The organism is Streptomyces sp. NRRL F-2580 (assembly GCF_000720115.1).
In the GTDB taxonomy this organism is placed as follows: domain Bacteria; phylum Actinomycetota; class Actinomycetes; order Streptomycetales; family Streptomycetaceae; genus Streptomyces.
Genome location: NZ_JOIR01000011.1, coordinates 189,070 through 215,321 on the forward strand (window position 1 = coordinate 189,070; position 26,252 = coordinate 215,321).

Here is a 26,252-nt window from a genome sequence, read left to right on the forward strand (position 1 = left end):
GCACCATGTCGATCGACGTCAACAACGAGTCCGGAACCGAGGTCGACGAGCAGGCGATCCTCGACATCGCCCGCTACGCGCTCACCCGGATGAGGATCCACCCGCTCTCCGAGCTCTCCGTCATCGTCATCGACGAGGACGCGATGGAGCAGCTCCACATCCAGTGGATGGACCTGCCCGGCCCGACCGACGTCATGTCCTTCCCGATGGACGAGCTCCGTCCGCCGGCGAAGGACGACGAGGAGCCCCCGCAGGGGCTCCTCGGCGACATCGTGCTCTGCCCCGAGGTCGCGAAGAAGCAGGGTGAGGACGCGCCCACGCAGCACTCCATGGACGAGGAGCTCCAGCTCCTGACCGTCCACGGAGTGCTGCACCTGCTCGGCTACGACCACGAGGAACCGGACGAGAAGGCCGAGATGTTCGGCCTCCAGGCGGCCATCGTCGACGGCTGGCGCGGTGAGCGCGGCATGACCGGTCCGTCCCCGGCGCCCACCGTCTCGTGAACGCCGCGCAGCTGATCACCGGCGCGGTACTGCTGGTGGTGGTGGCCTGGTTCGCGGCGTGCGCCGAGTCCGGGATCGCCCGCACTTCGATCTTCCGCGCCGAGCAGGCCGTACGGGAGGGCCGGCGCGGCAGCGAGAAGCTCGCCCAGGTCGCCGGCGACCCCACCCGCTACCTCAACGTGGCGCTGCTGGTCCGCGTCACCTGCGAGATGGCGGCCGGGGTGCTCGTCACCTACGTCTGCCTCGACGAGTTCGGCGACAACTGGACCGCGCTGCTCGTGGCCATCGCCGTGATGGTGCTCGTCTCCTTCGTCGCCGTCGGGGTCTCCCCGCGCACGATCGGCCGCCAGCACCCGCTGAACACCTCGACGGCGGCCGCGTACGTCCTCGTCCCCCTCGCCCGGGTGATGGGGCCGATCCCGCAGCTGCTGATCCTCATCGGCAACGCCCTCACGCCCGGAAAGGGCTTCCGCAAGGGGCCGTTCGCCTCCGAGGCGGAGCTGCGCGCGATGGTGGACCTCGCGGAGCGGGAATCGCTGATCGAGGACGACGAGCGCCGGATGGTGCACCAGGTCTTCGAGCTCGGCGACACCCTGGTGCGCGAGGTGATGGTGCCCCGCACCGACCTGGTCTGCATCGAGCGGTACAAGACGGTCCGTCAGGCGACCACGCTGGCGCTGCGGTCCGGCTTCTCGCGCATCCCCGTGACCGGGGAGAACGAGGACGACATCGTCGGGATCGTCTACCTGAAGGACCTGGTCCGCAAGACCCACATCAGCCGTGAGGCGGAGTCCGACCTGGTCTCCACGGCGATGCGGGCGGCCGTCTTCGTGCCCGACACCAAGAACGCGGGCGACCTGCTGCGCGAGATGCAGCAGGTGCGCAACCACGTCGCCGTCGTCATCGACGAGTACGGCGGCACGGCCGGCATCGTCACCATCGAGGACATCCTCGAGGAGATCGTCGGCGAGATCACGGACGAGTACGACCGTGAGCTCCCGCCGGTCGAGGACCTGGGCGAGGACCGCTACCGGGTCACGGCGCGCCTCGACATCACCGACCTCGGCGAGCTGTTCAAAGTCGAGGCCTTCGACGACGAGGACGTGGAGACGGTCGGCGGCCTGCTGGCGAAGGCGCTGGGCCGGGTGCCGATCGCGGGCGCCTCGGCGCTGGTGGAACTGCCCGACGGGCGTCCGTTGCGGATGACGGCCGAGTCCACGGCGGGGCGGCGGAACAAGATCGTTACGGTGCTGGTGGAACCGGTGGCCGCGGCGGAGACCGCGGGGGAGGAGGGGGAATGACCCCGGCGGAGCTGCGGGAATTCTGTCTGGGCTTCAACGCGTCGGTGGAGGAGTTCCCCTTCACGCCGGAGACCTCGGTGTTCAAGGTGCTGGGCAAGGTGTTCGCGCTCTCCGCGCTGGACGCGGAGCCGCTGAAGGTCAACCTCAAGTGCGAGCCGGAGCTGGCGGTGCGGCTGCGGGAGGAGCACGAGGCGATCGTGCCGGGCTATCACATGAACAAGCGGCACTGGAACACGGTGACCGTCGGCGGGATCCCCGACGCGATGCTGCGCGAGCTCGTCGAGGACTCGTACGACCTGGTCGTCGCCGGGTTGCCGCGGGCGGAGCGGCTGAGGCTCGACCGGCCGTGAGCCGGGCCGTGGCCGGGGCGCCGCGGCGGGGTCGTTGCGCGGCCCGGCCGGGGCGCTCCCTATGCTTTCGACCATGACCGAGAGCACCGGGATCGACCCCGAGGACAGCAAGATCATCACGCTGGCGCGCAGCGCCCGGGCCCGCAACGGGGTGCCCGAGGGGGCGGCGGTGCGCGACGAGACGGGCCGCACGTACGTCGCCGGGACGGTGGAGCTCGACTCCCTGAAGCTGAGCGCGCTGCAGACCGCGGTCGCGATGGCCGTGGCGAGCGGGGCGCGGTCCCTGGAGGCCGCGGCCGTCGTCAGCGCGGCCGACGCCCCCGCCGAGGCCGACCGCGCGGCCGTCCGCGACCTGGGCGGCCCGGACACGCCGGTGCTGCTGGCCGCCCCGGACGGCACCCTGAAGTCCACCACCCCGGCAGGCCGCCGCTAGCCTCCCGGCGGGGTGGCCGCGCCTCTCTGCGCGCCCGCGCACATCCAGCCCCGCCGGGCCGGTTTCAGCCTCGCCGGCGTTTGAGGCGCGGGGTCTGGGGCGGAGCCCTAGAGAACCCGGCTCCGCCGGGCACCGGGCTCTGCCCGGACCCTCCCCAGACTTCGTCCGGGGGGACCCCCACTCAAACGCCGGCGAGGCTGGATGTTGCCCGGGCGGGCGAGAGGGTGGCGGCGGGGCTGGATGTTGCCCGGGCGGGCGAGAAGGTGGCGGCGGGGCCGGATTTGGCCCGGGCGGAGCCGGATCGCGCCGTCGGCAGAGCTGGATGTGGCGCGGGTCCGCCGGAGGCTAGGGGCGGCGGCGGATGACCATCGCCATCAGCGCGGCCATCGCGCACAGCGCGCCCGAGGCGTACCAGACGACGTCGTACGAGCCGGTCAGGTCCCGGGCCAGGCCGCCCAGGAACGCCACCACCGCCGCGCCGACCTGGTGCGAGGCCAGCACCCAGCCGAAGACGATCGCGCTGTCCTCCCCGTAGTGCTCACGGCAGAGCGCGATGGTCGGCGGGACGGTCGCGACCCAGTCCAGCCCGTAGAAGACGATGAAGAAGACCATCGGCGGGTGCACGGACGGCGCCAGCAGCATCGGCAGGAAGAGCAGCGAGATCCCGCGCAGCGCGTAGTACACCGCCAGCAGGCGGCGCGCCTCGAAGCGGTCCGTGAACCAGCCGGAGGCGATGGTGCCGACGACGTCGAACACCCCGATCACCGCGAGCAGCCCCGCGGCCGCCGTCACCGGCATCCCGTGGTCGTGGGCCGCCGGTACGAAGTGGGTCTTGACCAGCCCGTTGGTCGAGGCCCCGCAGATCGCGAAGGTGCCCGCGAGCAGCCAGAAGGGGCCGGTCCGGGCCGCCTTGAACAGCACCGTCACCGTCCGCCGCGCCGCGCCCGTCACCGGGGCGGGCTTTTCCGCGTACGTGCCCCCGTACGGCGCGAGCCCCACGTCCGCCGGGTGGTCGCGCAGCAGCAGCCAGACGAACGGGGCGACGACCAGGGCCGCCAGCGACACCGTCACCGCCGCCGGACGCCAGCCGTGGTGCTCCACCAGCCAGGACAGCAGCGGCAGGAAGACCAGCTGACCGGAGGCCCCGGCCGCGGTCAGGATGCCGGTGACGAGGCCGCGCCGGGCGGTGAACCAGCGGTTGGTCACCGTGGCGGCGAAGGCCAGTGCCATGGAGCCGCTGCCCAGGCCCACCAGCACGCCCCAGAACAGCACCAGCTGCCAGGACGCCGTCATCCACACGGTGGCCGCGGTGCCGCCGGATATGACCAGCAGGGCCAGGGCCACCACCTTGCGGATGCCGAAGCGGTCCATCAGCGCCGCGGCGAAGGGGGCGGTGAGCCCGTACAGCGCGAGGTTCACCGAGACGGCGATGCCGATCGTGCCGCGCGACCAGTCGAACTCCTCGTGCAGCGGCTCGATGAGCAGTCCGGGCAGCGAGGCGAAGGCGGCGGCGCCGATGATCGTCACGAAGGCGACGGCCGCGACGAACCAGGCGCGGTGGATGCGTCCCGGGACGGCCGCAGGCGTGGTCGTGGGGGCGGGGGTGGGGGCTGTCTGCGTCACGCGGACAGCTTCCGGCCGGAAGGGTCGCCGACGACAGTGGCCTGACCGACACCCTTCGATATGATCGGGCCATGGCCCTTCACCGTGTCGTCGTCCTCGCGCTCACCGGGTTGCTGCCCTTCGAGCTCGGCATACCGCACCGGATCTTCGGCCGCGCCAAGGATTCCGCCGGCCGGCCGCTGTACGAGATCCTGACCTGCGCCCTGACCCCCGGGCCGGTGCGCACGGACGCCGACTTCGCGGTCCAGGTCGAGCACGGCCCCGAGCTGCTGGCCACGGCCGACACGGTGGTGGTGCCCGCCTCGTACGAGCTGGGGCCGGTGTACGAGGAGGGCAGGCTGAGCGCGGAGCTCACCGCGGCGCTCGCGCACATCCGGCCCGGCACCCGGCTCGTCTCCATCTGCACGGGCGGGTACGTGCTGGCCGCCGCCGGGTTCCTGGACGGCCGCCCGGCCACCACGCACTGGTTCCACGCCGAGCACTTCCAGCGGCTCTTCCCGGCCGTGCGGGTGGACGCCGGCGTGCTCTACACCGACGACGGGGACGTGCTGACCTCGGCCGGGGTCGCCGCCGGTATCGACCTGTGCCTGCACATCGTGCGCCGTGACCACGGGGCGGCCGTCGCCAACGACGTGGCCCGGCGGACCGTCGTACCGCCGCACCGGGACGGCGGGCAGGCCCAGTTCATCGAACGCCCGGTGCCGCAGCCGCAGCTGGCCAGCACCGCGGCGGCCCGCGCGTGGGTGCTGGACCGGCTGCACGAGCCGGTGCGGCTGGTCGACCTGGCCCGGCAGGAGGCCATGTCGGTACGGACGTTCACGCGCAGGTTCCGGGAGGAGGCCGGGATCAGCCCCGGCGAGTGGATCGTCGGACAGCGGGTGGAACGGGCCCGGCGGCTGCTGGAGCGGACCGATCTGCCGATGGAACAGGTGGCGCGGGAGACGGGCTTCGGGACGGCCCAGTCGCTGCGCAAGCACGTGCAGGCGGCGCTGGGGGTGAGCCCGACGGCCTACCGGCGCACGTTCCGCGCGTCCGGCGGGGACGCGGGCGAAGAGGGGCGCGGAGGCGGGAACCTGCCATCTCCTGATGGGTCATCAGTTGGCGCCGGATCCGTGCATTGACTTCTTCCGCCGCCCGCTCGTGAATGGCCCCCGGCGCAGGGGCTCGGCGCGAGGGAACCCAGGGGGCGGGCAGTGCGAACAGGGGCGCGGAAGCGGAGATGGTCGGCCGCCGTCGGCATGGCGGTGTTCGCCGCCACGGCCGGGAGCGCCCTGAGCGCACCGGCCGCGGCCGAGGGGGAGACACCCCCCGGCCAGGTGGAGTTCCCGACGCACTGCCTGCCGCCCCAGGAGGCCGGACTCCCACCCGCCGACGGGCCCACCACCGCCCGGATCACCGTCGACAACCCGGCTCCGCAGGTCGGCGACACCGTCACCGTGACCTACCAGGTGGTCCGGACCCCCGCCGCCAACCCGGCCGGCGGCGAACTCCCCGCCGACGTGCTGACCCCCACCGGCCGGATCCTGCTGGCGGGAGCCCAGAGCGGCGAGGTCACCGTCGTCGGGGCCAAGCGCAACGACCCCGTCCGGGCCGGCGAACCCCTCCCCGCCGTCACCATGACCGGCACCTTCACCGTCACCGCGCCCGGCGAGACCACCCTCGCCCCGGGCGGCTACACCCTGCACACCAGCCACCCGCTGGACCTCGACACCACCTGCACCGCCGCAGAACCGTCCGCCACCCCCGTCCCCGCACGCCTGACCGCCACCGCGCTGCCCACGGCCAACCTGCGCAGCGTCTTCCTCGCCGCGGCCTCCGGAAAACCGGGCGCCAAGGTCAAGGTCACCGCCGCCGGATTCCCCCCGGGCACGGCCCTGACCGTGGCCGGACGGGCCGGCGCCGCCGAAACCGCGGACCGGGTGAGCGCCACCGCCGACGAGCTGGGCACGGCCGCGGTAGAGCTGCCCGTCACGGACAAGGCCACCACCGCGGTGATCGCCTACGAGGGCCCGGCCTGGTCCGCGAGCAGGGGCTCGGGCCCGGCCGCGTACACCGTCATCGACGTCGCCCCGATGACGACGGGCACCCGCAAGGTCACGGCCACCGTCGAACCGGGCGCCCTCGGCATGACCCAGGCCGGTGAGGACATCACCCTCGGCGCGGTCCCGTACGGCGACGGGGGCGCCGCCCCCGGCCGGATCGGCACCGTCACCGTCACCGACGCCCGCGGTGGCCCGGCCGGCTGGTCCCTGACGGGCAAGGTCACCGACTTCACGGGACCGGGCGGGGTGCGCATCCCGGGCGCGTCCCTGTCCTGGACCCCGACCTGCGTGGCGGCCGCCGGCAGCCCGAGCGCGTGTACGCCGGGCAGTGCGGGCGTGGTCGGCCCGGAGGGCGCCCTCCTGGCCTCCACCGCCAACGCCCCGCTGGTCGGCGGGACCTTCACCATCGACGCCACGGTGACGCTGCGGGTCCCGCCTTACACCCCGCCGGGGGCGTACACGGCGGTGCTGACCCTGACCCTGTCGTGACGCCCCGCCTGCGGATGCCGCTGCGCGGGGCCTTTCCCCCACCCCGCCCTTTCGCCTCCCCCAGACTCCGTCCGGGAGGGCCCCCCACCCGGGCTCTGCCCGGACCCGGTCCTCAAACGCCGGACGGGCTGACGATTCAGCCCCGCCGGCGTTCGAGGCGCGGGGTCCGGGGCGGAGCCCCAGGACGGCTCCGCGCAGCAGGGGCCCTGCTCGTCGCAGCCGGGGTCCTCCTCCTGCCCGCCGCGTCGGCCGAGGCGTCGGACGACGGGCAGTGGTCCGTGCTGCCCGCCGCGACGGGCGTCGGCCGGCGGCCGTACCTCTACCTCGCCGCCGCGCCCGGCCAGGCCGTCACCGACGCCGTCACCGTCACCAACCGCACCGACCGCCCCCGCACCTTCCGGCTCTACGCCGCCGACGCCTACAACACCGCCCGCGACGGCGGCTTCGCCCTGCGCGGCCCCGACGAGGCGCGCCGGGCCACCGCCGCCTGGGCGAGGCTCGACCAGGAGCGGGTGACCGTACCGGCCCGGGGCGAGGTCCGCGTCGGCTTCACCCTCGCCGTCCCCGAGCGGGCGGAGCCCGGGGACCATCCCGGTGCCATCGTGGCCCTGGAGGACCGGCCCGCCGCCACCACGGACCGGGGGATCGGCGTTCAGCAGGCCGTCGCCGCCCGCGTGTACCTGCGGGTGACCGGACCGACCTTCGCCGCCCTCGCCGTCGAGGGGGTCTGCGTGCACCGCCGCGGCGCGGGCGCGGAGATCTCTTACACGCTCCACAACACCGGCAACGTCACCCTCCGCCCGCGCGCCACCCTCACCGCCTCCGGCGCCCTCGGCCGCACGCTGCTGCGGCGCGAGCTCACCGGCCTGCCCGCCGAACTGCTGCCGGGTCAGGAAGTGCGCCTCGGCACCCGCTGGGAGGGTCCGCCCGTCGCGGAATGGGCCGAGCTGACGGTGCGCGCCCGGGCCGAAGGAACCACAGCTCAGGGCCGCGCCGCGCATGCCGAGCACCCCCGGCTGACGACTGTGCTTGCCCTCACTGCGGTGATCTGGTCGGCGCTGGGAGCGGCATCGGGGAGAATGGCCCGTATGAGCGATCGTTCCCCCGAGTCCACCAGCCCGCACCGTGCGGGCTTCGCCTGCTTCGTCGGCCGCCCCAACGCGGGGAAGTCGACCCTCACCAACGCACTCGTGGGCACCAAGGTCGCGATCACCTCCAACCGGCCGCAGACCACCCGCCACACCGTCCGCGGCATCGTGCACCGCCCCGACGCGCAGCTCGTCCTCGTCGACACGCCCGGTCTGCACAAGCCGCGCACGCTCCTCGGCGAGCGCCTCAACGACGTCGTACGGACCACCTGGGCCGAGGTCGACGTCATCGGCTTCTGCCTGCCGGCCGACCAGAAGCTCGGCCCCGGCGACAAGTTCATCGCCAAGGAGCTCGCGGGGATCAAGAAGACCCCCAAGATCGCCATCATCACCAAGACCGACCTGGTCGAGTCCAAGCAGGTGGGCGAGCAGCTCATCGCCGTCCACCAGCTCGCCCAGGAGCTGGGCTTCGAGTGGACCGAGATCGTCCCCGTCTCGGCGGTCGGCGACACCCAGGTCCAGCTGCTGGCCGACCTGATCGCGCCGCTGCTGCCGGAGAGCCCGCCGCTGTACCCGGAGGGCGACCTCACCGACGAGCCCGAGATGGTGATGGTCGCGGAACTGATCCGCGAGGCCGCGCTGGAAGGCGTACGGGACGAGCTCCCGCACTCCATCGCCGTGGTCGTCGAGGAGATGATCCCGCGCGAGAACCGCCCGGCCGACCGCCCGCTGCTCGACATCCACGCGAACGTCTACATCGAGCGGCCGAGCCAGAAGGGCATCATCATCGGCCCGAAGGGCTCCCGCCTGAAGGAGGTCGGGATGAAGTCGCGCAAGCACATCGAGGCGCTGCTCGGGACCCCGGTCTTCCTCGACCTCCACGTGAAGGTCGCCAAGGACTGGCAGCGGGACCCCAAGCAGCTCCGCAAGCTGGGCTTCTAGCCGGCGCGGCGCGTCAGCGCAGCCGCCGCACCTTCACCACGTTGTCCGGACGGGTCCCGGGCCGGCCGTCGGGGCCGGTCAGGGCCTGTACGTGCTCCTCCGCGAGCAGCACCTCCCACGCGCCCTCCGCCAGTTCCAGCTGGGCGAGGACGTCGTCCGGGGTGGGGAAGCCGATCCCCGCGAGCCTGTCCGGGTCCCAGGACGGCCCGCCCGCGTGGCCGACCACCAGCAGGACCCCGCCGGGGGCCACGGCGGCGGCGGCCGTGCGCAGGACCCGGGCGCGCGGGAAGTCCCCGTAGTTGTGCAGGAAGCACGCCGAGACGAGGTCGAACTCCCCTTCGGGGAAGGACTCGGTGAAGTCGTGGCGCTGCCACTCCACCAGGTCGCCCACCCCCGCCTCGGCGGCGTGCTCGGCCGCCCGGCCGAGGGCGACCTTCGAGATGTCGGTGCCGGTGACGCGCCACCCCCGGCGGGCGAGCCAGACGGCGTCGGCGCCCTCGCCGCAGCCGAGGTCCAGGGCCCGGCCCGGGGCGAGCCGCTGAACCTCCCGGACCAGGGTCGCGTTGGGATTGCCGCTCCAGATGCGCGTGCTCTCGCTGTAGCGCTCGTCCCAGAACTCCGCGCCGCCCTCGCGCGGGGCGCCGGGCGCGGCGGGCTCGTGAGGCGCGTGCGAGTGCGAGGGCTGGTGTTCGTGTACGTGTTCGTTCTTGGACATGGGGGCCTCTTCCGCTACGGGTCTCGGTGGCCCCGATGCTCCGCCCGGACCGGCACGCACGGCAAACCCTGTTGCCGGTCCGGCAAAACATCCGGCGCGGCCGTCCCTACGCGGCGGCGGCCTGCGGCTCCGCGATCAGGGCCGTGCCCACCCGGCGGAAGCCGATGCGGGAGTAGACGCGGGCCACGTCCTCGTCGCCGGCCGAGAGGAAGACCGTACGGGCCCCGCGCGACAGCGCCTCCGCGACCAGCGCGGCCGTCACCCCGAGGGCCAGGCCCTGGCGGCGGGCCGACGGAAGGGTGCCGACGCCCACCACCTCGGCGACGTCCCCGATCGGGGTGTACATGCCGGAGCAGAGCACGACGCCGTCGCGTACGGCCGCCGCCATGGCCGAGGTGCCCGCCGCCAGCTTCCCGGACACCCGGGCCCGGCCCTCCTCGGCCGAGGGATCCGCCGTCGCCGCCGCCAGTTCCGCGGGCCCGGCCTCGCCCACCGCCGTGCCCGGCGCCGCGAAGGCCAGGGCCGGGACCGTCACCGCGGCGGTCAGCAGCGGGTCGTCCGCGCCGAGCAGACGGACCTCCGGATGCGGGGGGAGGACCTCGGCCGAGGGGTCCAGCACCATCAGCGGATGCGCGTGGACGGACAGTCCCGCCTCCTCCACCGCGGCCCGCAGCGAGGGGCTGGTTTCGGCCACCCACTCGAAGGCCTCGGGGACCCCGAGCTCCCGTTGACGGGACAGCACGCGCCGGACGTCCGCCGCGCTCACCTCGCCGGAGCCGCCGAGGGCGGGCCGCGCGTAGTACGGCCAGCCCGAGCCCTCCTGGACGAACAGGGTCAGCGGGCCGAAGTCCTCGGCCCGCGCCCCGCCCGCCCGCGGCGCCGTGTCGTAGTACCGCTCCAGCTCGGACAGCGTCGAATCGATCATGTGGTCGGTCATCCGGACATCCAAGCAAAACGGTGCTGCTCAGGCACCTTCTTTCAGGACCCGCGAGATCAGCGTCCGCTGCGCCTCCGAGAGGCGCGGCTCGGCGCAGGAAACCGTCCGGCCGTCGACCGTGATCCGGTACGAGAACCCGTCCCGCACCCGGTCCGCCGGATCGCCCGGCGGGCCGGGCCGCAGCGCCAGCTGGGCCAGGGCCTGCCACTCGTCCTCGTCCGGCCGGCCCGAGGTGTCCACCTCGGCCCGGCGCTCGATGCCCGCGAAACCGCCCGTCCGAACCACCTGAATGCGCATGGGAGCGGTCTACCCCGCGAGCGGGACGCCCACCGCGGACCAGGCCTTCTGCAGGGCCTGGTGCTCGGCGCCGCCGTCGCCGTACCGGGTCACGGCCGCCGCCGTCGAGAGCCGGGCGAAGTCCTCGAAGTCGGCGTTCGAGGCGAGCTCCCCGCCGGTCAGGGTGTCGTACCAGATCTGCCCGGCCCGCTCCCAGGCCTTGCCGCCCAGCTCGGTCGCCACGATGTAGAAGGCGTGGTTGGGGATGCCGGAGTTGATGTGGACGCCGCCGTTGTCGCTGTGGGTGTTGACGTAGTCGTCCATCGTGGCCGGCTGCGGGTCCTTGCCGAGCTCGTCGTCGTCGTACGCGGTCCCCGGCGCCTTCATCGAGCGCAGCGCGACCCCGGTCACGTTGGGGCCGAGCAGGCCGGCCCCGATCAGCCAGTCGGCCTGGTCGGCCGTCTGCTCCAGCGAGTACTGCTTGATCAGCGAGCCGAAGACGTCGGACATCGACTCGTTCAGGGCGCCCGACTGCCCGCGGTACCTCAGGTTCGCCGTGTACTGGGTGACCCCGTGGGTCAGCTCGTGCCCGATGACGTCCACCGACACGGTGAAGTCGAGGAAGAGGTCCCCGTCGCCGTCCCCGAAGACCATCTGCTGCCCGTCCCAGAAGGCGTTGTTGTAGTCCTCGTCGTAGTGGACGGTCGCGTCCAGCGGGAGCCCGGCATCGTCGATCGAGCGCCGCCCGAAGCCCTTCAGGAACAGTTCGTACGTGGCCCCGAGCCCCGCGTAGGCGCGGTTCACGGTGGCGTCCTTGCTCAGCGGGTCGCCCTCCCCCCGGACCTTCTTCCCGGGCAGCTGCGTGCGGTGCTGGGCGTCGTAGAGCGTCCGGTTCGGTTCGTCGGAGGCCGGCGCCCCGAGCGTCGGCACGATCCCGCGGACGGCGGTGACCCGGCGCCGGGTACGCAGCAGGGAGTCGCGTTCGAGGGTGCGCTGGGCGAGATCGGCGCGCCGCGAGTCCCCGGACAGGGCGGCCTTGTCGAGGAGGTGGGGCGGCACCACGGTGCAGAAGACCGGGTGGCGGTGAGCGTGGGAGGCATCCATGCCCGGCAATGTGGCAGTGGGTCATGACGGTGTCACTACCTGCGACCATGATTCATTCGCTTGTCTGAAAGAGCTGGCGCCGGATTGACGGATCACCCTGACCCTGGCGCTTTGGAAGAGGCTTAGCTCACATTTGGTGCAAATCGGACGGCGGGGTCTTGCATACTGAAACAGGTCCTCGCGTCACCGCGCGGCTCGGCTAGGCTCGGTCCATCATGCGTTTCGGGCTGCTTCTCCTTAGCTGCCGCGGCGAGGGTCTGTAGTCGTAGGCCGGCCCCCTCCCCGCGGAGTTTGGTGTTGCGGTTTTTACGACCGCCGTCGGCCGTTCAGCGAACTACACGCGGACACGCGAGGAGCCCAACGCCATGAGCCAGCAGCCTTTTGTCGGTCGCCCCACGCCCATCACCAACGCGACCCACACCCAGCAGCCCTCCGGGATGCCGATCCACAAGTACGGCTCCTACGAGCAGGTGGAGATCCCGGACCGCACCTGGCCGGACGCCCGCGTCACCAAGGCCCCCCGCTGGCTGTCCACCGACCTGCGTGACGGCAACCAGTCGCTGATCGACCCGATGACCCCCGCCCGCAAGCGCGAGATGTTCGACCTGCTGGTGCGCATGGGCTACAAGGAGATCGAGGTCGGCTTCCCCTCCTCCGGCGAGACCGACTTCGCCTTCGTGCGCTCCATCATCGAAGAGGGCGCGATCCCGGACGACGTGACGATCTCCGTACTGACCCAGGCCCGCGAGGACCTGATCGAGCGGACCGTGGAGTCCCTGGTCGGCGCCAAGCGCGCCACCGTGCACCTGTACAACGCGACCGCCCCCACCTTCCGCCGCGTGGTCTTCCGCGGCTCGAAGGAGCAGATCAAGCAGATCGCCGTCGACGGCACCCGCCTGGTCATGGAGTACGCGGACAAGCTGCTGGGCCCGGAGACCACCTTCGGCTACCAGTACAGCCCGGAGATCTTCACCGACACCGAGCTGGACTTCGCCCTGGAGGTCTGCGAGGCCGTCTGCGACGTCTGGCAGCCGGCCGAGGGCCGCGAGATCATCCTGAACCTGCCCGCGACCGTGGAGCGCTCCACGCCGTCCACCCACGCGGACCGCTTCGAGTGGATGGCCCGCAACCTGACCCGCCGCGAGCACATCTGCATCTCCGTGCACCCGCACAACGACCGCGGCACCGCCGTGGCCGCCGCCGAGCTGGCCCTGATGGCCGGCGCCGACCGCATCGAGGGCTGCCTGTTCGGGCAGGGCGAGCGCACGGGCAACGTCGACCTGATCACGCTGGGCATGAACCTGTTCTCCCAGGGCATCGACCCGCAGATCGACTTCTCGCAGATCGACGAGATCCGCCGCACCAGCGAGTACTGCAACCAGATGGAGGTCCACCCGCGCCACCCCTACGCGGGCGACCTGGTCTACACCGCCTTCTCCGGCTCCCACCAGGACGCCATCAAGAAGGGCTTCGACGCCATGGAGGCCGACGCGGCCGCCCAGGGCAAGACCGTCGACGACATCGAGTGGGCGGTCCCGTACCTGCCCATCGACCCGAAGGACGTCGGCCGCTCCTACGAGGCCGTCATCCGGGTCAACTCGCAGTCCGGCAAGGGCGGCATCGCGTACGTCCTGAAGAACGACCACAAGCTGGAGCTGCCGCGCCGCATGCAGATCGAGTTCTCCCGGATCATCCAGGCCAAGACCGACGCCGAGGGCGGCGAGGTCACGCCCAAGGCGATCTGGTCGATCTTCGAGGACGAGTACCTGCCCAACCCCGAGAACCCGTGGGGCCGCATCCAGCTGCGCTCCGGCTCGACGGCCACCGACAAGGACGGCACGGACACGCTGACCGTCGAGGCGGTCGTGGACGGCGTGGAGACCGTGCTGAACGGCACCGGCAACGGTCCGATCTCGGCCTTCTTCGACGCGCTGGCCGGCATCGGCATCGACGCCCGCCTGCTGGACTACACCGAGCACACCATGAGCGAGGGCGCCTCCGCCGTGGCCGCCTCGTACATCGAGTGCGTGATCGACGGCCGCGTCCTGTGGGGCATCGGCATCGACGCCAACACCACCCGCGCCTCCCTGAAGGCCGTCATCTCCGCCGTCAACCGCGCGGGCCGCTGATCCCCCGGGAGCCCATCGCCCGTACGTGTGCCCCGTCCCTCCTCCCGGAGGGGCGGGGCCGCGTCGTTCCCGGCCTCAGCGGGCCAGGTAGCCGCCGTCCACCGGCAGCACCACGCCCGTCACGAACGAGGCGGCGTCGGAGGCCAGGAAGGCGATGACCCGGGCCACCTCCTCCGGCTCCCCGAGCCGGCCCATCGGGTGCAACCCGGCGATCTCCTCCAGGTACTCCGGCCCGCCCGGCTCGTCCTTCAGCGCGATCACCCGCTCCGTACGGATGGTGCCCGGTGCCACCGCGTTGACCCGGATCCCGCGCGCGGCCCACTCCACCGCGAGGTGCTTGGTCAGCCCCGACGCCACGAACTTCGCCGGTCCGTACGCCGCCTGGCGCGCCTGCCCGGCCACGCCCGAGATCGAGGACACGCAGACCAGCGCCCCGCCGGGCCGAGGCTGTGCCGTCATCGCCTCGATGGCGTACTTGCAGGTCAGGAACATCCCCCGGCCGTCGACCGCCATGACGTGGTCCCAGTCCTCCGGGGTGGTCTCCCGTACGTCCGAAAGGGGGAGCACCCCGGCGTTCGCGACGGCCACGTCGAGGCGTCCGTACGCCCGGACGGCGGCGGCGACCATCGCGTGACTGGCCTCCGGATCGGCGACGTCACCGGCGACCGCGGTGACCTCGTACCCCTCGGCGGCCAGTTCCGTACGCAGGGACTCCACCCCGGGGCCGTTGATATCGGCCGCGGTGACCCGGGCTCCCGAGCGGGCCAGCAGCCGTGCGGTCGCCCGGCCGATCCCGCTCGCGGCGCCGGTCACCAGACAGGACTTCTCTTCCATGCGGCCGACCTTAGGGGGAGCGCGGCGGGGGCGCGGGGAGGACAGGGGCGGACGCGGGGGGCGCAGATCGGCCAAGTGCGCGCTCCGGCACATGTTGTCTTGTCACACGACTGACGCATCCTCACCGATGTGGCTAACATCACGCCAACCCGGCGATGCTGCCGTGGGGGTCCCTCCCGTGCCCGCGGGGCGACGGGGGAGTTACGGAGGTGCGACGTGCTGCCAGTTCGGGGTGGGGACGGCCGGAAGCTGACGGTCTGGGGCATCCGTACCACCTGGAGCACCGTGGGCGACGGGGAGTTCTTCTGCCCCGCCTGCGGTGGAGACCGCAATTACCGCAGGCGTACAGGGCGGCGCCGGTTCACCGTCGTCGGGGTGCCGGTGCTGCCGCGCGGACAGGAGGGGCCCGTCGTCGAGTGCCAGGGCTGCCGCGCCCGCTTCGGCACCGACGTCCTGGACCACCTCACCACGACCCGCTTCACGGCGCTGCTGCGCGACGCCGTGCACACCGTCGCGCTGGCCGTGCTGACCGCGGGCGGGACGGCCTCGCGCAGCGCGCTGGAGGCCGCGGTGGGCGCCGTACGGGCCGCCGGCTTCCCGGACTGCACGGAGGAACAGCTGGAGTCCCTCGTGGAGGCGCTCTCCACCGACGAGGGCCGGCTCGGGCTGTACGACGTCCCGGAGTGCTGCGGGGCCGCCCTGTCGATAGAGCTCCACGAGGCCCTGGAGCCGCTGGCCCCGCACCTGGCGGGCCCGGGCCGCGAGTCGATCCTGCTGCAGGGCGCCCGTATCGCGCTCGCGGACGGCCCGTACATCCCGGCCGAGCGCGAGGTGCTCGCCACCGTCGGCGCGGCGCTGCGGATCGACGCGGACGAGGTGGCGCGCCTGCTGTCGGCGGTACGCGCCCCCTAGGCCTTCTCTTTCGGATCTTGCCCGGCCGGCGGCGTCTGTGCGACGAAACGGCGCAGCGCCGCGCAGAGGCCCGCCGGGTTGTCGAGCGGGATCAGCGTGCGGGCGTCGGGGATCTCCTCGTACCGGCCGTGCGGCAGCAGCCCGGCGAGCCGGCGGCCGGTCTCGGGCGGCATCATGCGGTCCTCCGCGCCCCAGGCGACGAGGGCCGGGCGGTCGAAGGAGCGCAGCCGCTCGGCGGCCCGCAGGTAGGTGTCCTTTCGGGTGCTGCGCAGGAACGCGGTGAAGTCGCGGCGGACGGCCGGGTCGGTCAGCAACGGGCGGTACCAGCGGCGGACGAGCTCGTAAGGGATCGGCCGCTTGGCCATGCCGCCCAGTGAGCTCTGCAGCCCGGCGAGGAAGGGCGAGCGGAAGGACTGCAGGAGCAGGAAGACGCCGCCCGGTACGCGTGAGGCGGCCTGGAGGGTCCGGCCCTGGAGGCCCGGCGGGTAGTTGTCGAGGGCCTCGCAGGAGGTGAGGACCAGGCGGCCGATGCGCTCGTCGTGGTCGCCGACGAGGAGCTGGGCGGTGCCGGCGTCGTTCTGGACGAGGGTGACCGCCCGCAGGTCGATGCGGTCGAGGAACTCGGCGAGCAGGGCGGCGATCCCGTGCGCGGACAGGTCGGCGCCGGGGCGCATGGCGCGGCGGTGGCTGCCGAGGGGCAGGACGGGGACGACGACGCGGAAGTCCGCCCGCAGGTCCGCCACGACGTGCTGCCAGAGGGACTCGTCGAAGCCGAGCCCGTGGATGAGGACGACGGTCTCGCGCGCCGGGTCGGGGCCGGTGTCGGTGTACTCGATGGCGCCCGAGGCGAGTTCGATGACAGGCACGCGTTCCCCCAGTGGAAAGGTTCTGGATAGACCGATCTAGTGAGAGGCTAGTCGCGATGACGACGACAGGCGATACCAGAGCCCGCATCCTGACCGCGGCGACCGAGCTGTTCCGGCGCCAGGGCTACGCGGCCACCGGCATGAAGCAGATCGTGGCGACGGCCGAGGCCCCGTACGGATCCGCGTACCACTTCTTCCCGGGCGGCAAGGCCCAGCTGGGGGAGGAGGTCGTGCGCACCTCGGGGGCGGCCTATCTGGCCCTGATCGGGGAGCTGTTCGGCGAGGACGCGGGCACCGATCCCGTGGAAGCCACCCGCGAGGCCTTCCTCGGCGCGGCCGCGACCCTGGAGTCGCTGGACTTCGCCGACCCGTGCCCCATCGCCACGGTCGCGCTGGAGGTGGCCAGTACGCACGAGGGGCTGCGGCGGGCCACGGCGGAGGTGTTCGCCTCCTGGATCGACGCCCTGGCCGGTTCCTACGCCTCCCGGGGCATCGGCTCCGCGCGGGCCACGGCGACCTCGGTGATCGCCCTCCTGGAAGGTGCCTTCATGCTCGGCCGCGCGAACCGGTCCCCGGAGCCGGTGCTCACGGCGGCCTCGGCGGCGGCCGCGATCGTGTCGGCGGCGCTCCGGAATTGACCCCTTCCCCTCTCGGAAGGTGCGCGTGTCCCGGAAAACGTACAAGTCATACCGGAATGCGTACGAACTACGGCGAATTCAGGTAACGATCCGGCCTTGCGGACGTGAACCGCGTTCCGCCGACGGTCGTGCAATGCGTGGAGCCGTACCCTCCGCGCTCGGTGGGTCACCCAATCCGATGGCCGGAATCATGCGCTCGGGTTTGCGCCACGGAAGGACGTGAACCCTGCCCCCGCTGGTCACCGCGGGTGGTATTCGCAGTCGCGCAGGGGGGACGGACCTCTCGGCGAAACCGTGCCTTACTCCGCCGGTGCGCTGAGCGCCATGGGAGAACCCTCCAAAGTGAAGATCGCCAAGCCTCAACACTTTGTGGAAGTCGACGATATCTGTGAGCGGCCCCACAGGCGTTCAATTCCGGTCACACGGGGAGACGCGGCCGGTAACACAGGCGGGCTTCGATTCACGTGAACGCACTGACAACCCTGGCGGAAAACGGGATAGCGACCCACTCCGGCCAGGGATAACCAGAGATTCCTCTCAGTTACCTACCTTTTGAAGGGCAAGGCAGAGATGGCACGTGTCGCCGCCCGGCTTTCCGAAAACGGAGAGCGGAGCACGCACCCGGTCGACGAGGTGCTCCCCCTCCCCAAGCTCGCGCTGTACGGCTTCCAGCACGTACTCGCCTTCTACGCCGGTGCGGTGATCGTCCCGATCATCGTCGGCAACGCGCTGAAGCTGAGCCCTGAACAGTTGGTCTACCTGATCAACGCGGACCTCTTCACCTGCGGTATCGCGTCGATCATCCAGGCCTGGGGCATCGGCCGGATCGGTGCCCGACTGCCGCTGATCCAGGGCGTGACCTTCACCGCCGTGTCCCCGATGATCGCCATCGGCCTCGGCGCGGGCGGTGGAACCGCCGCCCTGCTGGTCATCTACGGCGCGGTCATCACCGCCGGCATCGCGACCTTCGCCTTCGCCTGGCTGCCGGCCAAGGCGTTCCGGGCGGTCATGCGGCTGTTCCCGCCGGTCGTCACCGGCACGGTGATCACGGTGCTGGGCATCGTCCTGATCCCGGTCGGCCTCAACGACGCGGCGGGCGGCCTCGGCAGCCCCGACTTCGGCGACCCGAAGAACTTCGCCTACGCCGGCGGCACGATGCTCTTCATCCTCGTCCTGATGAAGATCGGCAAGCCGTTCCTCTCCAGCATCTCGATCCTCCTGGGCCTGGTCGTCGGCACCACCGTCGCCTTCCTCCTCGGGGACGCGAAGTTCGGCGACGTGAGCAAGTCCGACTGGGTCGGTGTCAGCACCCCGTTCCACTTCGGCGTCCCGAAGTTCGAGTGGTTCCCGATCGTCCTGATGCTCATCGTCATGCTGATCACCATGGTCGAGACGACCGGTGACACCTACGCCGTCGGCGACATCGTGGGCAAGGAGGTCGACAGCGAGACCGTGGCCCGCGCCCTGCGTGCCGACGGCGCCGCGACCGCCCTCGGCGGTGTCCTCAACTCCTTCCCGTACGTCGCCTTCGCCGAAAACGTCGGCCTGGTGCGGATGACGAAGGTGAAGAGCCGGTTCGTGGTCGTCGCCGCGGGCGTGTTCATGATCATCCTGGGTCTGCTGCCCAAGGCCGCGGCGATCGTCGCCGCCGTCCCGCACGGAGTCCTCGGCGGTGCCGCGACCGTGATGTTCGCCATGGTTGCCCTGGCCGGCATCCAGACCCTGGCCAAGGCGGACCTCAAGGAGGAGAGGAACGCGCTGATCGTCGGCGTCTCCCTCGCCTTCGCGCTGCTCCCCGCGACCGTGCCGGTCTTCTTCACCAAGCACATGGACGCGGACCTGTCCTCGCTCCTCAACAGCGGTGTCACCCTCGGTGCCACGGCCGCCATCGTCCTCAACCTCGTCTTCAACGGCCTGGCCAAGGACGGCGCCCACGACGCCCCGGAGGCGGGTGCCCAGGCCCTCGCCGATGCGGAGGTCGACACGGCGCCCGGCTCGGACGCCACCGCCACCGTCACGGCCACCGCCCCCGAAGCCGCCAAGGCCGAGCTGCCCGCCCAGCCGGTGGCCGCGCCGGCCGGCGCCGAGAAGGCGGACGACGCGGAGACGTCCTCCGCCGGCTGATCCTCCCAAGGGGTGCTGACCCCTCGCCCGGCCGACGCCCGGGCGAGGGGTCATCACTGTCTCCGGGCGGGTCTCCGTACGGGACAATGGGCGCATGAGTCTGTTCCGCGACGACGGCATCGTGCTGCGCACCCAGAAGCTGGGTGAGGCGGACCGCATCATCACGCTGCTGACCCGGGGCCACGGCCGGGTGCGGGCCGTCGCCCGCGGGGTCCGGCGTACGAAGTCCAAGTTCGGCGCCGGGCTGGAACCTTTCTCCCACGCCGACGTGCAGTTCTTCGCCCGCGGCAGCGAACTGATCGGCCGCAGCCTGCCGCTCTGCACCCAGACCCAGATCATCGCCCCGTACGGCAACGGCATCGTCACCGACTACGGCCGCTACACCGCCGGCACCGCCATGCTGGAGACCGCCGAGCGGTTCACCGAGAACGAGGGCGAGCCCTCCGTCCAGCAGTACCTGCTGCTCGTCGGCGCCCTGCGCACGCTCTCGCGCGGCGAACACGAACCCCATCTCATCCTCGACGCCTTCCTGCTGCGCTCCCTCGCCGTCAACGGGTACGCCCCCAGCTTCGACGACTGCGCGAAGTGCGGGATCCACGGCCCCAACCGCCACTTCTCCGTGGCCGCGGGCGGAGTGATATGCGGGGACTGCCGGGTGCCCGGCAGCGTCGTACCCTCGTCTGAGGCCATCGCCCTGCTCAGCGCCCTGCTGACGGGCGACTGGGGGCATGCCGACGCGTGCGAGGCGCGTCACGTGCGGGAGGGCAGCGGGCTGGTCTCGGCCTATTTGCACTGGCATCTGGAGCGCGGGCTACGCTCCCTGCGATACGTCGAGAAATAGGAGCTGGACACATGGCACGACGCGGGATTCTGGGGCGCTCTCGCCGCGAGTACAAGGTTCCCGAGCCGCACCCGTCCGGCGCGGTCCCGCCGAAGATCCCCGGCGAGCTCGTCCCGAACCACGTCGCGGTCGTCATGGACGGCAACGGCCGCTGGGCCAAGGAGCGCGGTCTGCCGCGCACCGAGGGCCACAAGGTCGGCGAGGGCGTCGTGCTCGACGTGCTCAAGGGCTGCCTGGAGATGGGCGTCAAGAACCTCTCCCTGTACGCCTTCTCGACGGAGAACTGGAAGCGCTCGCCCGACGAGGTCCGCTTCCTGATGAACTTCAACCGTGACGTCATCCGCCGCCGCCGCGACGAGATGAACGAGCTGGGCATCCGCATCCGCTGGGTCGGCCGCATGCCGAAGATGTGGAAGTCGGTCGTCCAGGAGCTCCAGGTCGCCCAGGAGCAGACCGTCGACAACGACGCCATGACCCTGTACTTCTGCGTGAACTACGGCGGCCGCGCGGAGATCGCCGACGCGGCGCAGGCGATCGCCCGCGACGTGGCGGCCGGCAAGCTCGACCCGTCGAAGGTCAACGAGAAGACCTTCGCGAAGTACATGTACTACCCGGACATGCCGGACGTGGACCTGTTCCTGCGCCCGAGCGGCGAGCAGCGCACCTCCAACTACCTGCTCTGGCAGAGCGCGTACGCCGAGATGGTCTTCCAGGACGTCCTGTGGCCGGACTTCGACCGCCGCAACCTGTGGGCGGCCTGCCTGGAGTACGCCCAGCGCGACCGCCGCTTCGGCGGCGCCGTCCCGAACCAGCCCGAGGGCCTGAAGGGCTGACCCGGGCTGACCTGCGGGTACGCTCTGCCGCCATGGACGCGACAGACGAGGTGCGGGGCGTCGGCCCGGGGGAGGTCGAGGTCTACTACAGTCCCCTCCCCGGCGATGCCCGCGAGGCGCTGAGGTGGCGGATCCGCAAGACGCTCAGGGGCCGCCTCTGGCTGCTCCTGTGGCTGGGGCTGCCCCTGGTGCCCGCCGCACTGGGGGCCGCCCGGGGCATTCCGGCAGAACACACGCTGGCGCTGGCCGTGCTGGGGCCCGCCGTCGGCTGGTACGGGGCGTACCTGAGCGTGGACTGGCGGGCGCACCGGATGTACCACCGGTCGGCGCGGTACCCCGAGTACCGCTGCACGCTCTGCGACACGGGGGTGGTGACCCGGCTGCCCGACGGGACCTCGGGCGAGTTCTCGTGGGACTGGTGCGCCGGGTATGGCGAGACCCGGAACCTGTTCGTCCTGCTGGTGAAGGAGAACGGCGCGGTGAAGTGGCTGCCCAAGCGCGCCGCCCTGACGGACGCCGAGCTGGGCCGGGTCCGCGAGATCCACGCCCGGAACCTGCGGCGGCTGTGAGCCGCTACGCGGCGGCGGCGCAGTCGGCGCAGGTGCCGAAGATCTCCACCGTGTGGGCCACGTTCACGTAGCCGTGCTCGGCCGCGATGGACTCCGCCCACTTCTCCACGGCCGGGCCCTCCACCTCGACCGCCTTGCCGCACTTGCGGCAGACCAGGTGGTGGTGGTGATCGCCGGTGGAGCAGCGGCGGTAGACGGACTCGCCGTCGCTGGTGCGCAGGACGTCGACCTCACCGGCGTCCGCGAGCGACTGGAGGGTGCGGTAGACGGTGGTCAGGCCCACGGAATCGCCACGGTGCTTGAGCATGTCGTGGAGCTCCTGGGCGCTGCGGAACTCGTCCACCTCGTCCAGCGCCGCCGCCACGGCCGCCCGCTGCCGGGTGGATCGCCCTCGTACTGGCGCGGTATTCATCTCGCCAGGCGCAGTCGCCACCGGTTCCTCCTCGTATCGGCCTGCCGCCATTGTGCCAGGCGGCCGAGGACTCTAGACCTTCACGTCGTCCCGCGTGCACACCTCTTCGGCGGTGCGGGCCGCCTTCGCCCGGCGCCGGGCCAGGGGGGCGGACAGGGCCGTCAGCACCATGAAGACGCCGATGGCCAGCAGGACGATCGTCGCGCCCGAGGGCACGTCCATGTAGTAGGTGGCCGCCGTGCCGGTCAGGGAGACGGTCAGGCTGATGGCCATGGCCAGGCCCAGCGTGGTGGCGAAGCTGCGGGTGAGCCGCTGGGCGGCCGCGACAGGGATCACCAGCATCGCGCTGACCAGCAGCAGGCCGACGATGCGCATGGCGACGGTGACGGTGACCGCCGCGGTGACCGCGATCAGCAGGTTCAGCGCGCGCACGGGCAGGCCGGTGACGCGGGCGAACTCCTCGTCCTGGCAGACGGCGAAGAGCTGGCGGCGCAGGCCGATGGCGACGGCGAGGACGAACGCGGCGAGGATCGCCATCGCGGTCACGTCCTCGGCGGCGACCGTGGTGATCGAGCCGAACATGGAGCCCAGGAGGCTGGCCGTCTGGCCGCCCCCGAGGTTGATGATCATGACGCCGCCGGCGAGGCCGCCGTAGAAGAGCATGGCGAGGGCGACGTCCCCGCTGGTCCTGCCGCGGGCGCGGATCAGCTCCATGCCGACGGCGCCGAGGACGGAGACGAGGGTGGCCATCCAGACCGGGCTGGTGTGGAGCACGAGGCCGAGGGCGACGCCGGTCATCGCGACGTGGCCGAGACCGTCGCCCATGAGCGCCTGGCGGCGCTGGACGAGGTATGTGCCGATGGCGGGGGCCGTGATGCCGACCAGGGCGGCCGCGATCAGCGCTCGCTGCATGAAGGCGTAGTCGAGGATGTCCATCAGCTCAGCAGTCCCGTCCGCAGGGGCTCGGCGTCGTGCGCCGCGTGGGGGTGTACGTGGTCGTGGCCGGGCAGGGCGTGCTGGCCGACGGCCTCCGGCGGCGGGCCGTCGTGGACGACGCAGCCGTCGCGCAGGACGACGGCGCGGTCGATCAGGGGCTCCAGCGGGCCCAGCTCGTGCAGGACGAGCAGGACGGTGGAGCCGGCGGCGACCTGCGCGCGCAGGGCGCCCGCCAGGACCTCCTGGTTGGCCAGGTCCACGCCCGCCATCGGCTCGTCCATGATCAGCAGTTCGGGTTCGACGGCGAGTGCCCGGGCTATGAGGACGCGCTGGTGCTGGCCGCCGGAGAGGGCGTCCACCGAGACGTCGGCGTGCCCGTCCATGCCGACCAGGGCCAGGGCGTGCTCTATCACGGCCCGGTCGGTCTTGCGCAGGAGTCCGAAGCGGGAGCGGGCGAGCCGGCCGGAGGAGACGACCTCGCGGACGGTGGCCGGGACGCCACCGGCGGCGGTGGTGCGCTGCGGGACGTACCCGATGCGCGACCAGTCGCGGAAGCGCTTGAAGTCCGTGCCGAAGAGGCTGAGGGAGCCGGCGGTCAGCGGGACCTGGCCGACCACGGCGCGGACGGCCGTGGACTTGCCGGAGCCGTTGGCACCGAGCAGGGCGACGACCTCCCCGCGGTGGACGGTGAGGTCGATCCCGCGCAACACGGGGCGCGAGCCGAGCGAGGCCGTGGCCCCGCGCAGGGATATGACGGGCTGGTCGTCCGCCGGGCGGGGCGTGGACTGCATGGCTCGCGCCTCCGTTGCTGCTGCTGCCATTACTTGCTACCGAGTGCCTTCTGGAGGTTCTTCAGGTTGGACCGCATGACCTCGAAGTAGTCAGCGCCCTGGGACTTGTCGCTGATTCCCTCGAGCGGGTCGAGGACGTCGGTCTTCAGGCCGGTGTCCGACGCGAGGACCTTCGCGGTCTTGTCGCTGGCCAGGGTCTCGAAGAACACGGTGGAGACGTTCTCCTTCTTCGCGACCTCCTGGAGCTCCTTCATCCGGGCCGGGCTCGGCTCGGACTCGGGGTCGACGCCGGAGATGCCCTCCTGGTCCAGGCCGTAGCGCTCGGCGAGGTACCCGAAGGCGGAGTGGGTGGTGATGAAGGTCCGGGAGGCGGTGTTCTTCAGGCCGTCCTTGAACTCCGTGTCCAGCGCGGTCAGTTTGCCGACCAGCTCGTCGGTGTTCGTCTTGTAGTCCGCAGCGTGGGCGGGGTCGGCCTTCTCCAGGGCGGCGCCGACGCCCTTGGCGATCTCCGCGTACTTGGCGGGGTCGAGCCAGACGTGGGGGTCCGTTCCGGACTCGCCGTGGCTGTGGTCGTGGCCCTCGCCCTCGCCCTCGGCGTGGCCCTCCTCGGCCCCGTGGTCGTGGCCGGAGGAGGCGTGAGCCTCCAGCTTGGTGAGGGTCGCGGCGTCGACGACGTTCTTCACGCCGGACTGGGCGACGGCCTTGTCGACGGCGGGCTGCAGGCTCTTGAGGTAGAGGATCACATCGGCCTCGCCGAGCTGCGCGGTCTGCCGTGGGGTGATCTCCAGGTCGTGCGGTTCGACGCCCGGCTTGGTCAGGCCGTCGACCTTCACGTGGTCCTTGCCGATCTGCTCGGCGAGGAACTGCATCGGATAGAACGACGCCGTCACGCCGAGCTTGCCGTCCTTGCCGCCGGTGGCGCCGCCTCCGGAGCAGGCGGTGAGGGCCGTGGCGCCGAGGGCGACGGCTCCGGCGAGGACGGCGGTGGGTATGAGGCGTCGTACGTTCATGACATCCATTTTCATCAAAAATGGAAACGATTGTCAAAAACCCTGGTGGGGGGGCCGGGCGGGCGGCCGTGGAGGGGGATCCGATTTGAAAGGGGGGGTGCGGGCGCCGGTAACCTAAAGACTTCGCCGTTCGTCCTCGTAATGAAGAGAGCACCGTGGCCGCCGACAAGATCGACACCATCGTCAGCCTGAGCAAGCGCCGTGGCTTCGTTTTCCCGTGCAGTGAGATCTACGGCGGCTCCAAGGCCGCCTGGGATTACGGCCCGCTGGGTGTCGAGCTCAAGGAGAACATCAAGCGCCAGTGGTGGAAGGCGATGGTCACCGGGCGTGAGGACATCGTCGGCATCGACTCGTCCGTGATCCTGGCCCCCGAGGTCTGGGTGGCCTCCGGCCACGTCGCGACCTTCTCGGACCCGCTGACCGAGTGCACCGCCTGTCACAAGCGCCACCGCGCGGACCACCTTGAAGAGGCGTACGAGGCCAAGCACGGCCGCCTGCCCGCCAACGGCCTCGCCGACATCAACTGCCCCCACTGTGGCGTGAAGGGCCAGTTCACCGAGCCCAAGCAGTTCTCCGGCATGCTGGAGACGCACCTCGGCCCGACCCAGGACACCGGCTCCAAGGCGTACCTGCGCCCCGAGACCGCCCAGGGCATCTTCACCAACTTCGCCACCGTGCAGACCACCTCGCGCAAGAAGCCCCCGTTCGGCATCGCGCAGATGGGCAAGTCCTTCCGCAACGAGATCACCCCCGGCAACTTCATCTTCCGCACGCGCGAGTTCGAGCAGATGGAGATGGAGTTCTTCGTCAAGCCGGGCGAGGACGAGCAGTGGCAGGAGTACTGGATGCAGGAGCGGTGGAACTGGTACCGCGACCTCGGCATCCGCGAGGAGAACATCCGCTGGTACGAGCACCCGAAGGAGAAGCTGTCCCACTACTCGAAGCGCACCGCCGACATCGAGTACCGCTTCAACTTCGGTGGCAACGAGTTCTCCGAGCTCGAAGGCGTCGCCAACCGCACCGACTTCGACCTCAAGGCGCACTCCGCCGCCTCCGGCCAGGACCTCGTGTACTTCGACCAGGAGTCCAAGGAGAAGTACACCCCGTACGTCATCGAGCCGGCGGCCGGTGTCAACCGCGCCATGCTCGCCTTCATGCTCGACGCGTACGTCGAGGACGAGGCCCCCAACGCCAAGGGCGTCATGGAGAAGCGCACCGTGATGCGCCTCGACCCCCGCCTGGCCCCGATCAAGGTCGCCGTCCTGCCGCTGTCCCGCAACGCGGAGCTGTCGCCGAAGGCCAAGGGCCTCGCCGCGGACCTGCGCAAGTTCTGGAACATCGAGTTCGACGACGCGGGCGCCATCGGCCGCCGCTACCGCCGCCAGGACGAGATCGGTACGCCGTTCTGCGTCACCGTCGACTTCGACACCCTGGACGACAACGCGGTGACCGTGCGCGAGCGCGACACCATGAAGCAGGAGCGCGTCTCCCTGGACCAGATCCAGACCTACCTCGGCAGCCGCCTGCTCGGCTGCTAGGCCAGGACGCACGAAG

At 71.6% G+C, this 26,252-nt stretch carries 26 protein-coding genes; 15 read left to right on the forward strand and 11 right to left on the reverse strand.

The genetic code is table 11. The features are described 5' to 3' along the window. The first annotated feature begins 5 nt into the window (after positions 1-5). The 4 genes from ybeY (at position 6) to IF88_RS0114295 (ending at position 2,587) form a co-directional block, all read left to right on the forward strand. A complete protein-coding gene (gene ybeY, locus IF88_RS0114280; RefSeq protein WP_030710955.1) occupies positions 6-503 on the forward strand; it encodes an rRNA maturation RNase YbeY in 498 nt (165 codons plus the stop codon). Next, positions 500-1,804 carry a hemolysin family protein gene (locus IF88_RS0114285; protein WP_030710956.1) on the forward strand — a complete coding sequence of 435 codons (1,305 nt, stop codon included), beginning with the start codon at positions 500-502 and terminating at the stop codon, positions 1,802-1,804. The genes ybeY and IF88_RS0114285 overlap by 4 nt, the downstream gene beginning before the upstream one ends. Beyond that, a complete protein-coding gene (locus IF88_RS0114290) occupies positions 1,801-2,154 on the forward strand; it encodes an MmcQ/YjbR family DNA-binding protein (RefSeq protein WP_030710957.1) in 354 nt (117 codons plus the stop codon). Before IF88_RS0114285 ends, IF88_RS0114290 begins: the two co-directional genes overlap by 4 nt. Positions 2,155-2,227: 73 nt before the next feature. Further along, the gene (locus IF88_RS0114295) at positions 2,228-2,587 is read left to right on the forward strand and encodes a cytidine deaminase (RefSeq protein ID WP_030710958.1); all 360 of its coding nucleotides are present in this window, start codon (positions 2,228-2,230) and stop codon (positions 2,585-2,587) included. 345 nt (positions 2,588-2,932) lie between these two features. Here IF88_RS0114295 and IF88_RS0114300 read toward each other — a convergent pair whose 3' ends face one another. Next, positions 2,933-4,210, reverse strand: coding sequence for an MFS transporter (locus tag IF88_RS0114300; RefSeq protein ID WP_030710959.1), 1,278 nt, complete (start codon positions 4,208-4,210; stop codon positions 2,933-2,935). Positions 4,211-4,281: 71 nt separating this feature from the next. Between IF88_RS0114300 and IF88_RS0114305 the strand changes: the two genes are divergently transcribed. From IF88_RS0114305 to era, 3 genes are all read left to right on the forward strand, one after another. Then, a complete protein-coding gene (locus tag IF88_RS0114305) occupies positions 4,282-5,331 on the forward strand; it encodes a GlxA family transcriptional regulator (RefSeq protein WP_037805912.1) in 1,050 nt (349 codons plus the stop codon). Between the two features lie 117 nt (positions 5,332-5,448). Further along, positions 5,449-6,741, forward strand: a complete 1,293-nt coding sequence (locus IF88_RS0114310) for a beta-xylosidase (protein ID WP_037805914.1) — start codon at positions 5,449-5,451, stop codon at positions 6,739-6,741. 1,079 nt (positions 6,742-7,820) lie between these two features. After that, positions 7,821-8,771, forward strand: coding sequence for a GTPase Era (gene era, locus IF88_RS0114315; protein WP_030710962.1), 951 nt, complete (start codon positions 7,821-7,823; stop codon positions 8,769-8,771). A 13-nt stretch (positions 8,772-8,784) separates the two neighbouring features. Here era and IF88_RS0114320 read toward each other — a convergent pair whose 3' ends face one another. From IF88_RS0114320 to IF88_RS0114335, 4 genes are all read right to left on the reverse strand, one after another. Further along, positions 8,785-9,486, reverse strand: coding sequence for a class I SAM-dependent methyltransferase (locus IF88_RS0114320; protein ID WP_030710963.1), 702 nt, complete (start codon positions 9,484-9,486; stop codon positions 8,785-8,787). Between the two features lie 106 nt (positions 9,487-9,592). Then, complete coding sequence (locus tag IF88_RS0114325) at positions 9,593-10,423, reverse strand: GNAT family N-acetyltransferase (RefSeq protein WP_051836854.1); 831 nt, start codon at positions 10,421-10,423, stop codon at positions 9,593-9,595. Positions 10,424-10,450: 27 nt separating this feature from the next. Next, positions 10,451-10,720 (reverse strand): protealysin inhibitor emfourin, encoded by a 270-nt coding sequence (locus tag IF88_RS0114330; protein WP_030710965.1) that lies wholly within the window; start codon positions 10,718-10,720, stop codon positions 10,451-10,453. A 9-nt stretch (positions 10,721-10,729) separates the two neighbouring features. Beyond that, entirely contained in the window at positions 10,730-11,803 is a 1,074-nt protein-coding gene (locus IF88_RS0114335; protein ID WP_030710966.1) for a M4 family metallopeptidase, read from the reverse strand. A 365-nt stretch (positions 11,804-12,168) separates the two neighbouring features. On the opposite strand from IF88_RS0114335, the gene leuA reads away from it, so the two are divergent. Beyond that, positions 12,169-13,932 carry a 2-isopropylmalate synthase gene (gene leuA, locus IF88_RS0114340; RefSeq protein WP_030710967.1) on the forward strand — a complete coding sequence of 588 codons (1,764 nt, stop codon included), beginning with the start codon at positions 12,169-12,171 and terminating at the stop codon, positions 13,930-13,932. A 75-nt stretch (positions 13,933-14,007) separates the two neighbouring features. Here the strand turns inward: leuA and IF88_RS0114345 are convergent, their stop codons facing one another. Beyond that, positions 14,008-14,766: an SDR family NAD(P)-dependent oxidoreductase gene (locus IF88_RS0114345; protein ID WP_030710968.1), complete on the reverse strand. Its 759-nt coding sequence runs from the start codon at positions 14,764-14,766 to the stop codon at positions 14,008-14,010. A 216-nt stretch (positions 14,767-14,982) separates the two neighbouring features. Between IF88_RS0114345 and IF88_RS0114350 the strand changes: the two genes are divergently transcribed. Continuing rightward, positions 14,983-15,678, forward strand: a complete 696-nt coding sequence (locus IF88_RS0114350; protein ID WP_030710969.1) for a TerB family tellurite resistance protein — start codon at positions 14,983-14,985, stop codon at positions 15,676-15,678. On the opposite strand, the gene IF88_RS0114355 is transcribed toward IF88_RS0114350, so the two are convergent. After that, positions 15,675-16,544, reverse strand: coding sequence for an alpha/beta fold hydrolase (locus IF88_RS0114355; RefSeq protein WP_030710971.1), 870 nt, complete (start codon positions 16,542-16,544; stop codon positions 15,675-15,677). The two genes, IF88_RS0114350 and IF88_RS0114355, sit on opposite strands and share 4 nt — an antisense overlap. 56 nt (positions 16,545-16,600) lie before the next feature. Here IF88_RS0114355 and IF88_RS0114360 point away from each other — a divergent pair, with 56 nt between their 5' ends. From IF88_RS0114360 to IF88_RS0114380, 5 genes are all read left to right on the forward strand, one after another. Then, positions 16,601-17,182, forward strand: coding sequence for a TetR/AcrR family transcriptional regulator (locus IF88_RS0114360; protein WP_030710973.1), 582 nt, complete (start codon positions 16,601-16,603; stop codon positions 17,180-17,182). Between the two features lie 570 nt (positions 17,183-17,752). Next, positions 17,753-19,306, forward strand: coding sequence for a nucleobase:cation symporter-2 family protein (locus tag IF88_RS0114365; RefSeq protein ID WP_234323522.1), 1,554 nt, complete (start codon positions 17,753-17,755; stop codon positions 19,304-19,306). 94 nt (positions 19,307-19,400) lie between these two features. Beyond that, the gene (gene recO / locus IF88_RS0114370; RefSeq protein ID WP_030710976.1) at positions 19,401-20,147 is read left to right on the forward strand and encodes a DNA repair protein RecO; all 747 of its coding nucleotides are present in this window, start codon (positions 19,401-19,403) and stop codon (positions 20,145-20,147) included. 11 nt (positions 20,148-20,158) lie between these two features. After that, a complete protein-coding gene (locus tag IF88_RS0114375; protein WP_030710978.1) occupies positions 20,159-20,980 on the forward strand; it encodes an isoprenyl transferase in 822 nt (273 codons plus the stop codon). A gap of 32 nt (positions 20,981-21,012) precedes the next feature. Continuing rightward, positions 21,013-21,549 carry a hypothetical protein gene (locus IF88_RS0114380; protein WP_030710980.1) on the forward strand — a complete coding sequence of 179 codons (537 nt, stop codon included), beginning with the start codon at positions 21,013-21,015 and terminating at the stop codon, positions 21,547-21,549. A 4-nt stretch (positions 21,550-21,553) separates the two neighbouring features. On the opposite strand, the gene IF88_RS0114385 is transcribed toward IF88_RS0114380, so the two are convergent. From IF88_RS0114385 to IF88_RS0114400, 4 genes are read right to left on the reverse strand one after another with little or no spacing between them, the layout of a single operon-like run. Further along, positions 21,554-21,982, reverse strand: a complete 429-nt coding sequence (locus IF88_RS0114385; RefSeq protein ID WP_078892882.1) for a Fur family transcriptional regulator — start codon at positions 21,980-21,982, stop codon at positions 21,554-21,556. Between the two features lie 51 nt (positions 21,983-22,033). After that, positions 22,034-22,897, reverse strand: a complete 864-nt coding sequence (locus IF88_RS0114390) for a metal ABC transporter permease (RefSeq protein WP_030710984.1) — start codon at positions 22,895-22,897, stop codon at positions 22,034-22,036. Then, entirely contained in the window at positions 22,897-23,688 is a 792-nt protein-coding gene (locus tag IF88_RS0114395; RefSeq protein WP_030710986.1) for a metal ABC transporter ATP-binding protein, read from the reverse strand. The genes IF88_RS0114390 and IF88_RS0114395 overlap by 1 nt, the downstream gene beginning before the upstream one ends. A gap of 29 nt (positions 23,689-23,717) precedes the next feature. Beyond that, positions 23,718-24,698 (reverse strand): metal ABC transporter substrate-binding protein, encoded by a 981-nt coding sequence (locus tag IF88_RS0114400; RefSeq protein WP_030710988.1) that lies wholly within the window; start codon positions 24,696-24,698, stop codon positions 23,718-23,720. A 155-nt stretch (positions 24,699-24,853) separates the two neighbouring features. Between IF88_RS0114400 and IF88_RS0114405 the strand changes: the two genes are divergently transcribed. Further along, positions 24,854-26,236 (forward strand): glycine--tRNA ligase, encoded by a 1,383-nt coding sequence (locus tag IF88_RS0114405; protein WP_030710990.1) that lies wholly within the window; start codon positions 24,854-24,856, stop codon positions 26,234-26,236. The last annotated feature ends 16 nt before the right edge of the window (positions 26,237-26,252 follow it).

What these genes read in the sequence shown, in the direction of transcription:
- ybeY (WP_030710955.1), top strand. Translation starts at nt 6, where the DNA reads ATGTCGATCGACGTCAACAACGAGTCCGGAACCGAGGTCGACGAGCAG.
- IF88_RS0114290 (WP_030710957.1), top strand. Translation starts at nt 1,801, where the DNA reads ATGACCCCGGCGGAGCTGCGGGAATTCTGTCTGGGCTTCAACGCGTCG.
- IF88_RS0114295 (WP_030710958.1), top strand. Translation starts at nt 2,228, where the DNA reads ATGACCGAGAGCACCGGGATCGACCCCGAGGACAGCAAGATCATCACG.
- IF88_RS0114305 (WP_037805912.1), top strand. Translation starts at nt 4,282, where the DNA reads ATGGCCCTTCACCGTGTCGTCGTCCTCGCGCTCACCGGGTTGCTGCCC.
- IF88_RS0114310 (WP_037805914.1), top strand. Translation starts at nt 5,449, where the DNA reads ATGGCGGTGTTCGCCGCCACGGCCGGGAGCGCCCTGAGCGCACCGGCC.
- era (WP_030710962.1), top strand. Translation starts at nt 7,821, where the DNA reads ATGGCCCGTATGAGCGATCGTTCCCCCGAGTCCACCAGCCCGCACCGT.
- IF88_RS0114320 (WP_030710963.1), bottom strand. Translation starts at nt 9,486, where the DNA reads ATGTCCAAGAACGAACACGTACACGAACACCAGCCCTCGCACTCGCAC.
- IF88_RS0114325 (WP_051836854.1), bottom strand. Translation starts at nt 10,423, where the DNA reads ATGACCGACCACATGATCGATTCGACGCTGTCCGAGCTGGAGCGGTAC.
- IF88_RS0114330 (WP_030710965.1), bottom strand. Translation starts at nt 10,720, where the DNA reads ATGCGCATTCAGGTGGTTCGGACGGGCGGTTTCGCGGGCATCGAGCGC.
- IF88_RS0114335 (WP_030710966.1), bottom strand. Translation starts at nt 11,803, where the DNA reads ATGGATGCCTCCCACGCTCACCGCCACCCGGTCTTCTGCACCGTGGTG.
- leuA (WP_030710967.1), top strand. Translation starts at nt 12,169, where the DNA reads ATGAGCCAGCAGCCTTTTGTCGGTCGCCCCACGCCCATCACCAACGCG.
- IF88_RS0114345 (WP_030710968.1), bottom strand. Translation starts at nt 14,766, where the DNA reads ATGGAAGAGAAGTCCTGTCTGGTGACCGGCGCCGCGAGCGGGATCGGC.
- IF88_RS0114360 (WP_030710973.1), top strand. Translation starts at nt 16,601, where the DNA reads ATGACGACGACAGGCGATACCAGAGCCCGCATCCTGACCGCGGCGACC.
- IF88_RS0114365 (WP_234323522.1), top strand. Translation starts at nt 17,753, where the DNA reads ATGGCACGTGTCGCCGCCCGGCTTTCCGAAAACGGAGAGCGGAGCACG.
- recO (WP_030710976.1), top strand. Translation starts at nt 19,401, where the DNA reads ATGAGTCTGTTCCGCGACGACGGCATCGTGCTGCGCACCCAGAAGCTG.
- IF88_RS0114375 (WP_030710978.1), top strand. Translation starts at nt 20,159, where the DNA reads ATGGCACGACGCGGGATTCTGGGGCGCTCTCGCCGCGAGTACAAGGTT.
- IF88_RS0114380 (WP_030710980.1), top strand. Translation starts at nt 21,013, where the DNA reads ATGGACGCGACAGACGAGGTGCGGGGCGTCGGCCCGGGGGAGGTCGAG.
- IF88_RS0114390 (WP_030710984.1), bottom strand. Translation starts at nt 22,897, where the DNA reads ATGGACATCCTCGACTACGCCTTCATGCAGCGAGCGCTGATCGCGGCC.
- IF88_RS0114395 (WP_030710986.1), bottom strand. Translation starts at nt 23,688, where the DNA reads ATGCAGTCCACGCCCCGCCCGGCGGACGACCAGCCCGTCATATCCCTG.
- IF88_RS0114400 (WP_030710988.1), bottom strand. Translation starts at nt 24,698, where the DNA reads ATGAACGTACGACGCCTCATACCCACCGCCGTCCTCGCCGGAGCCGTC.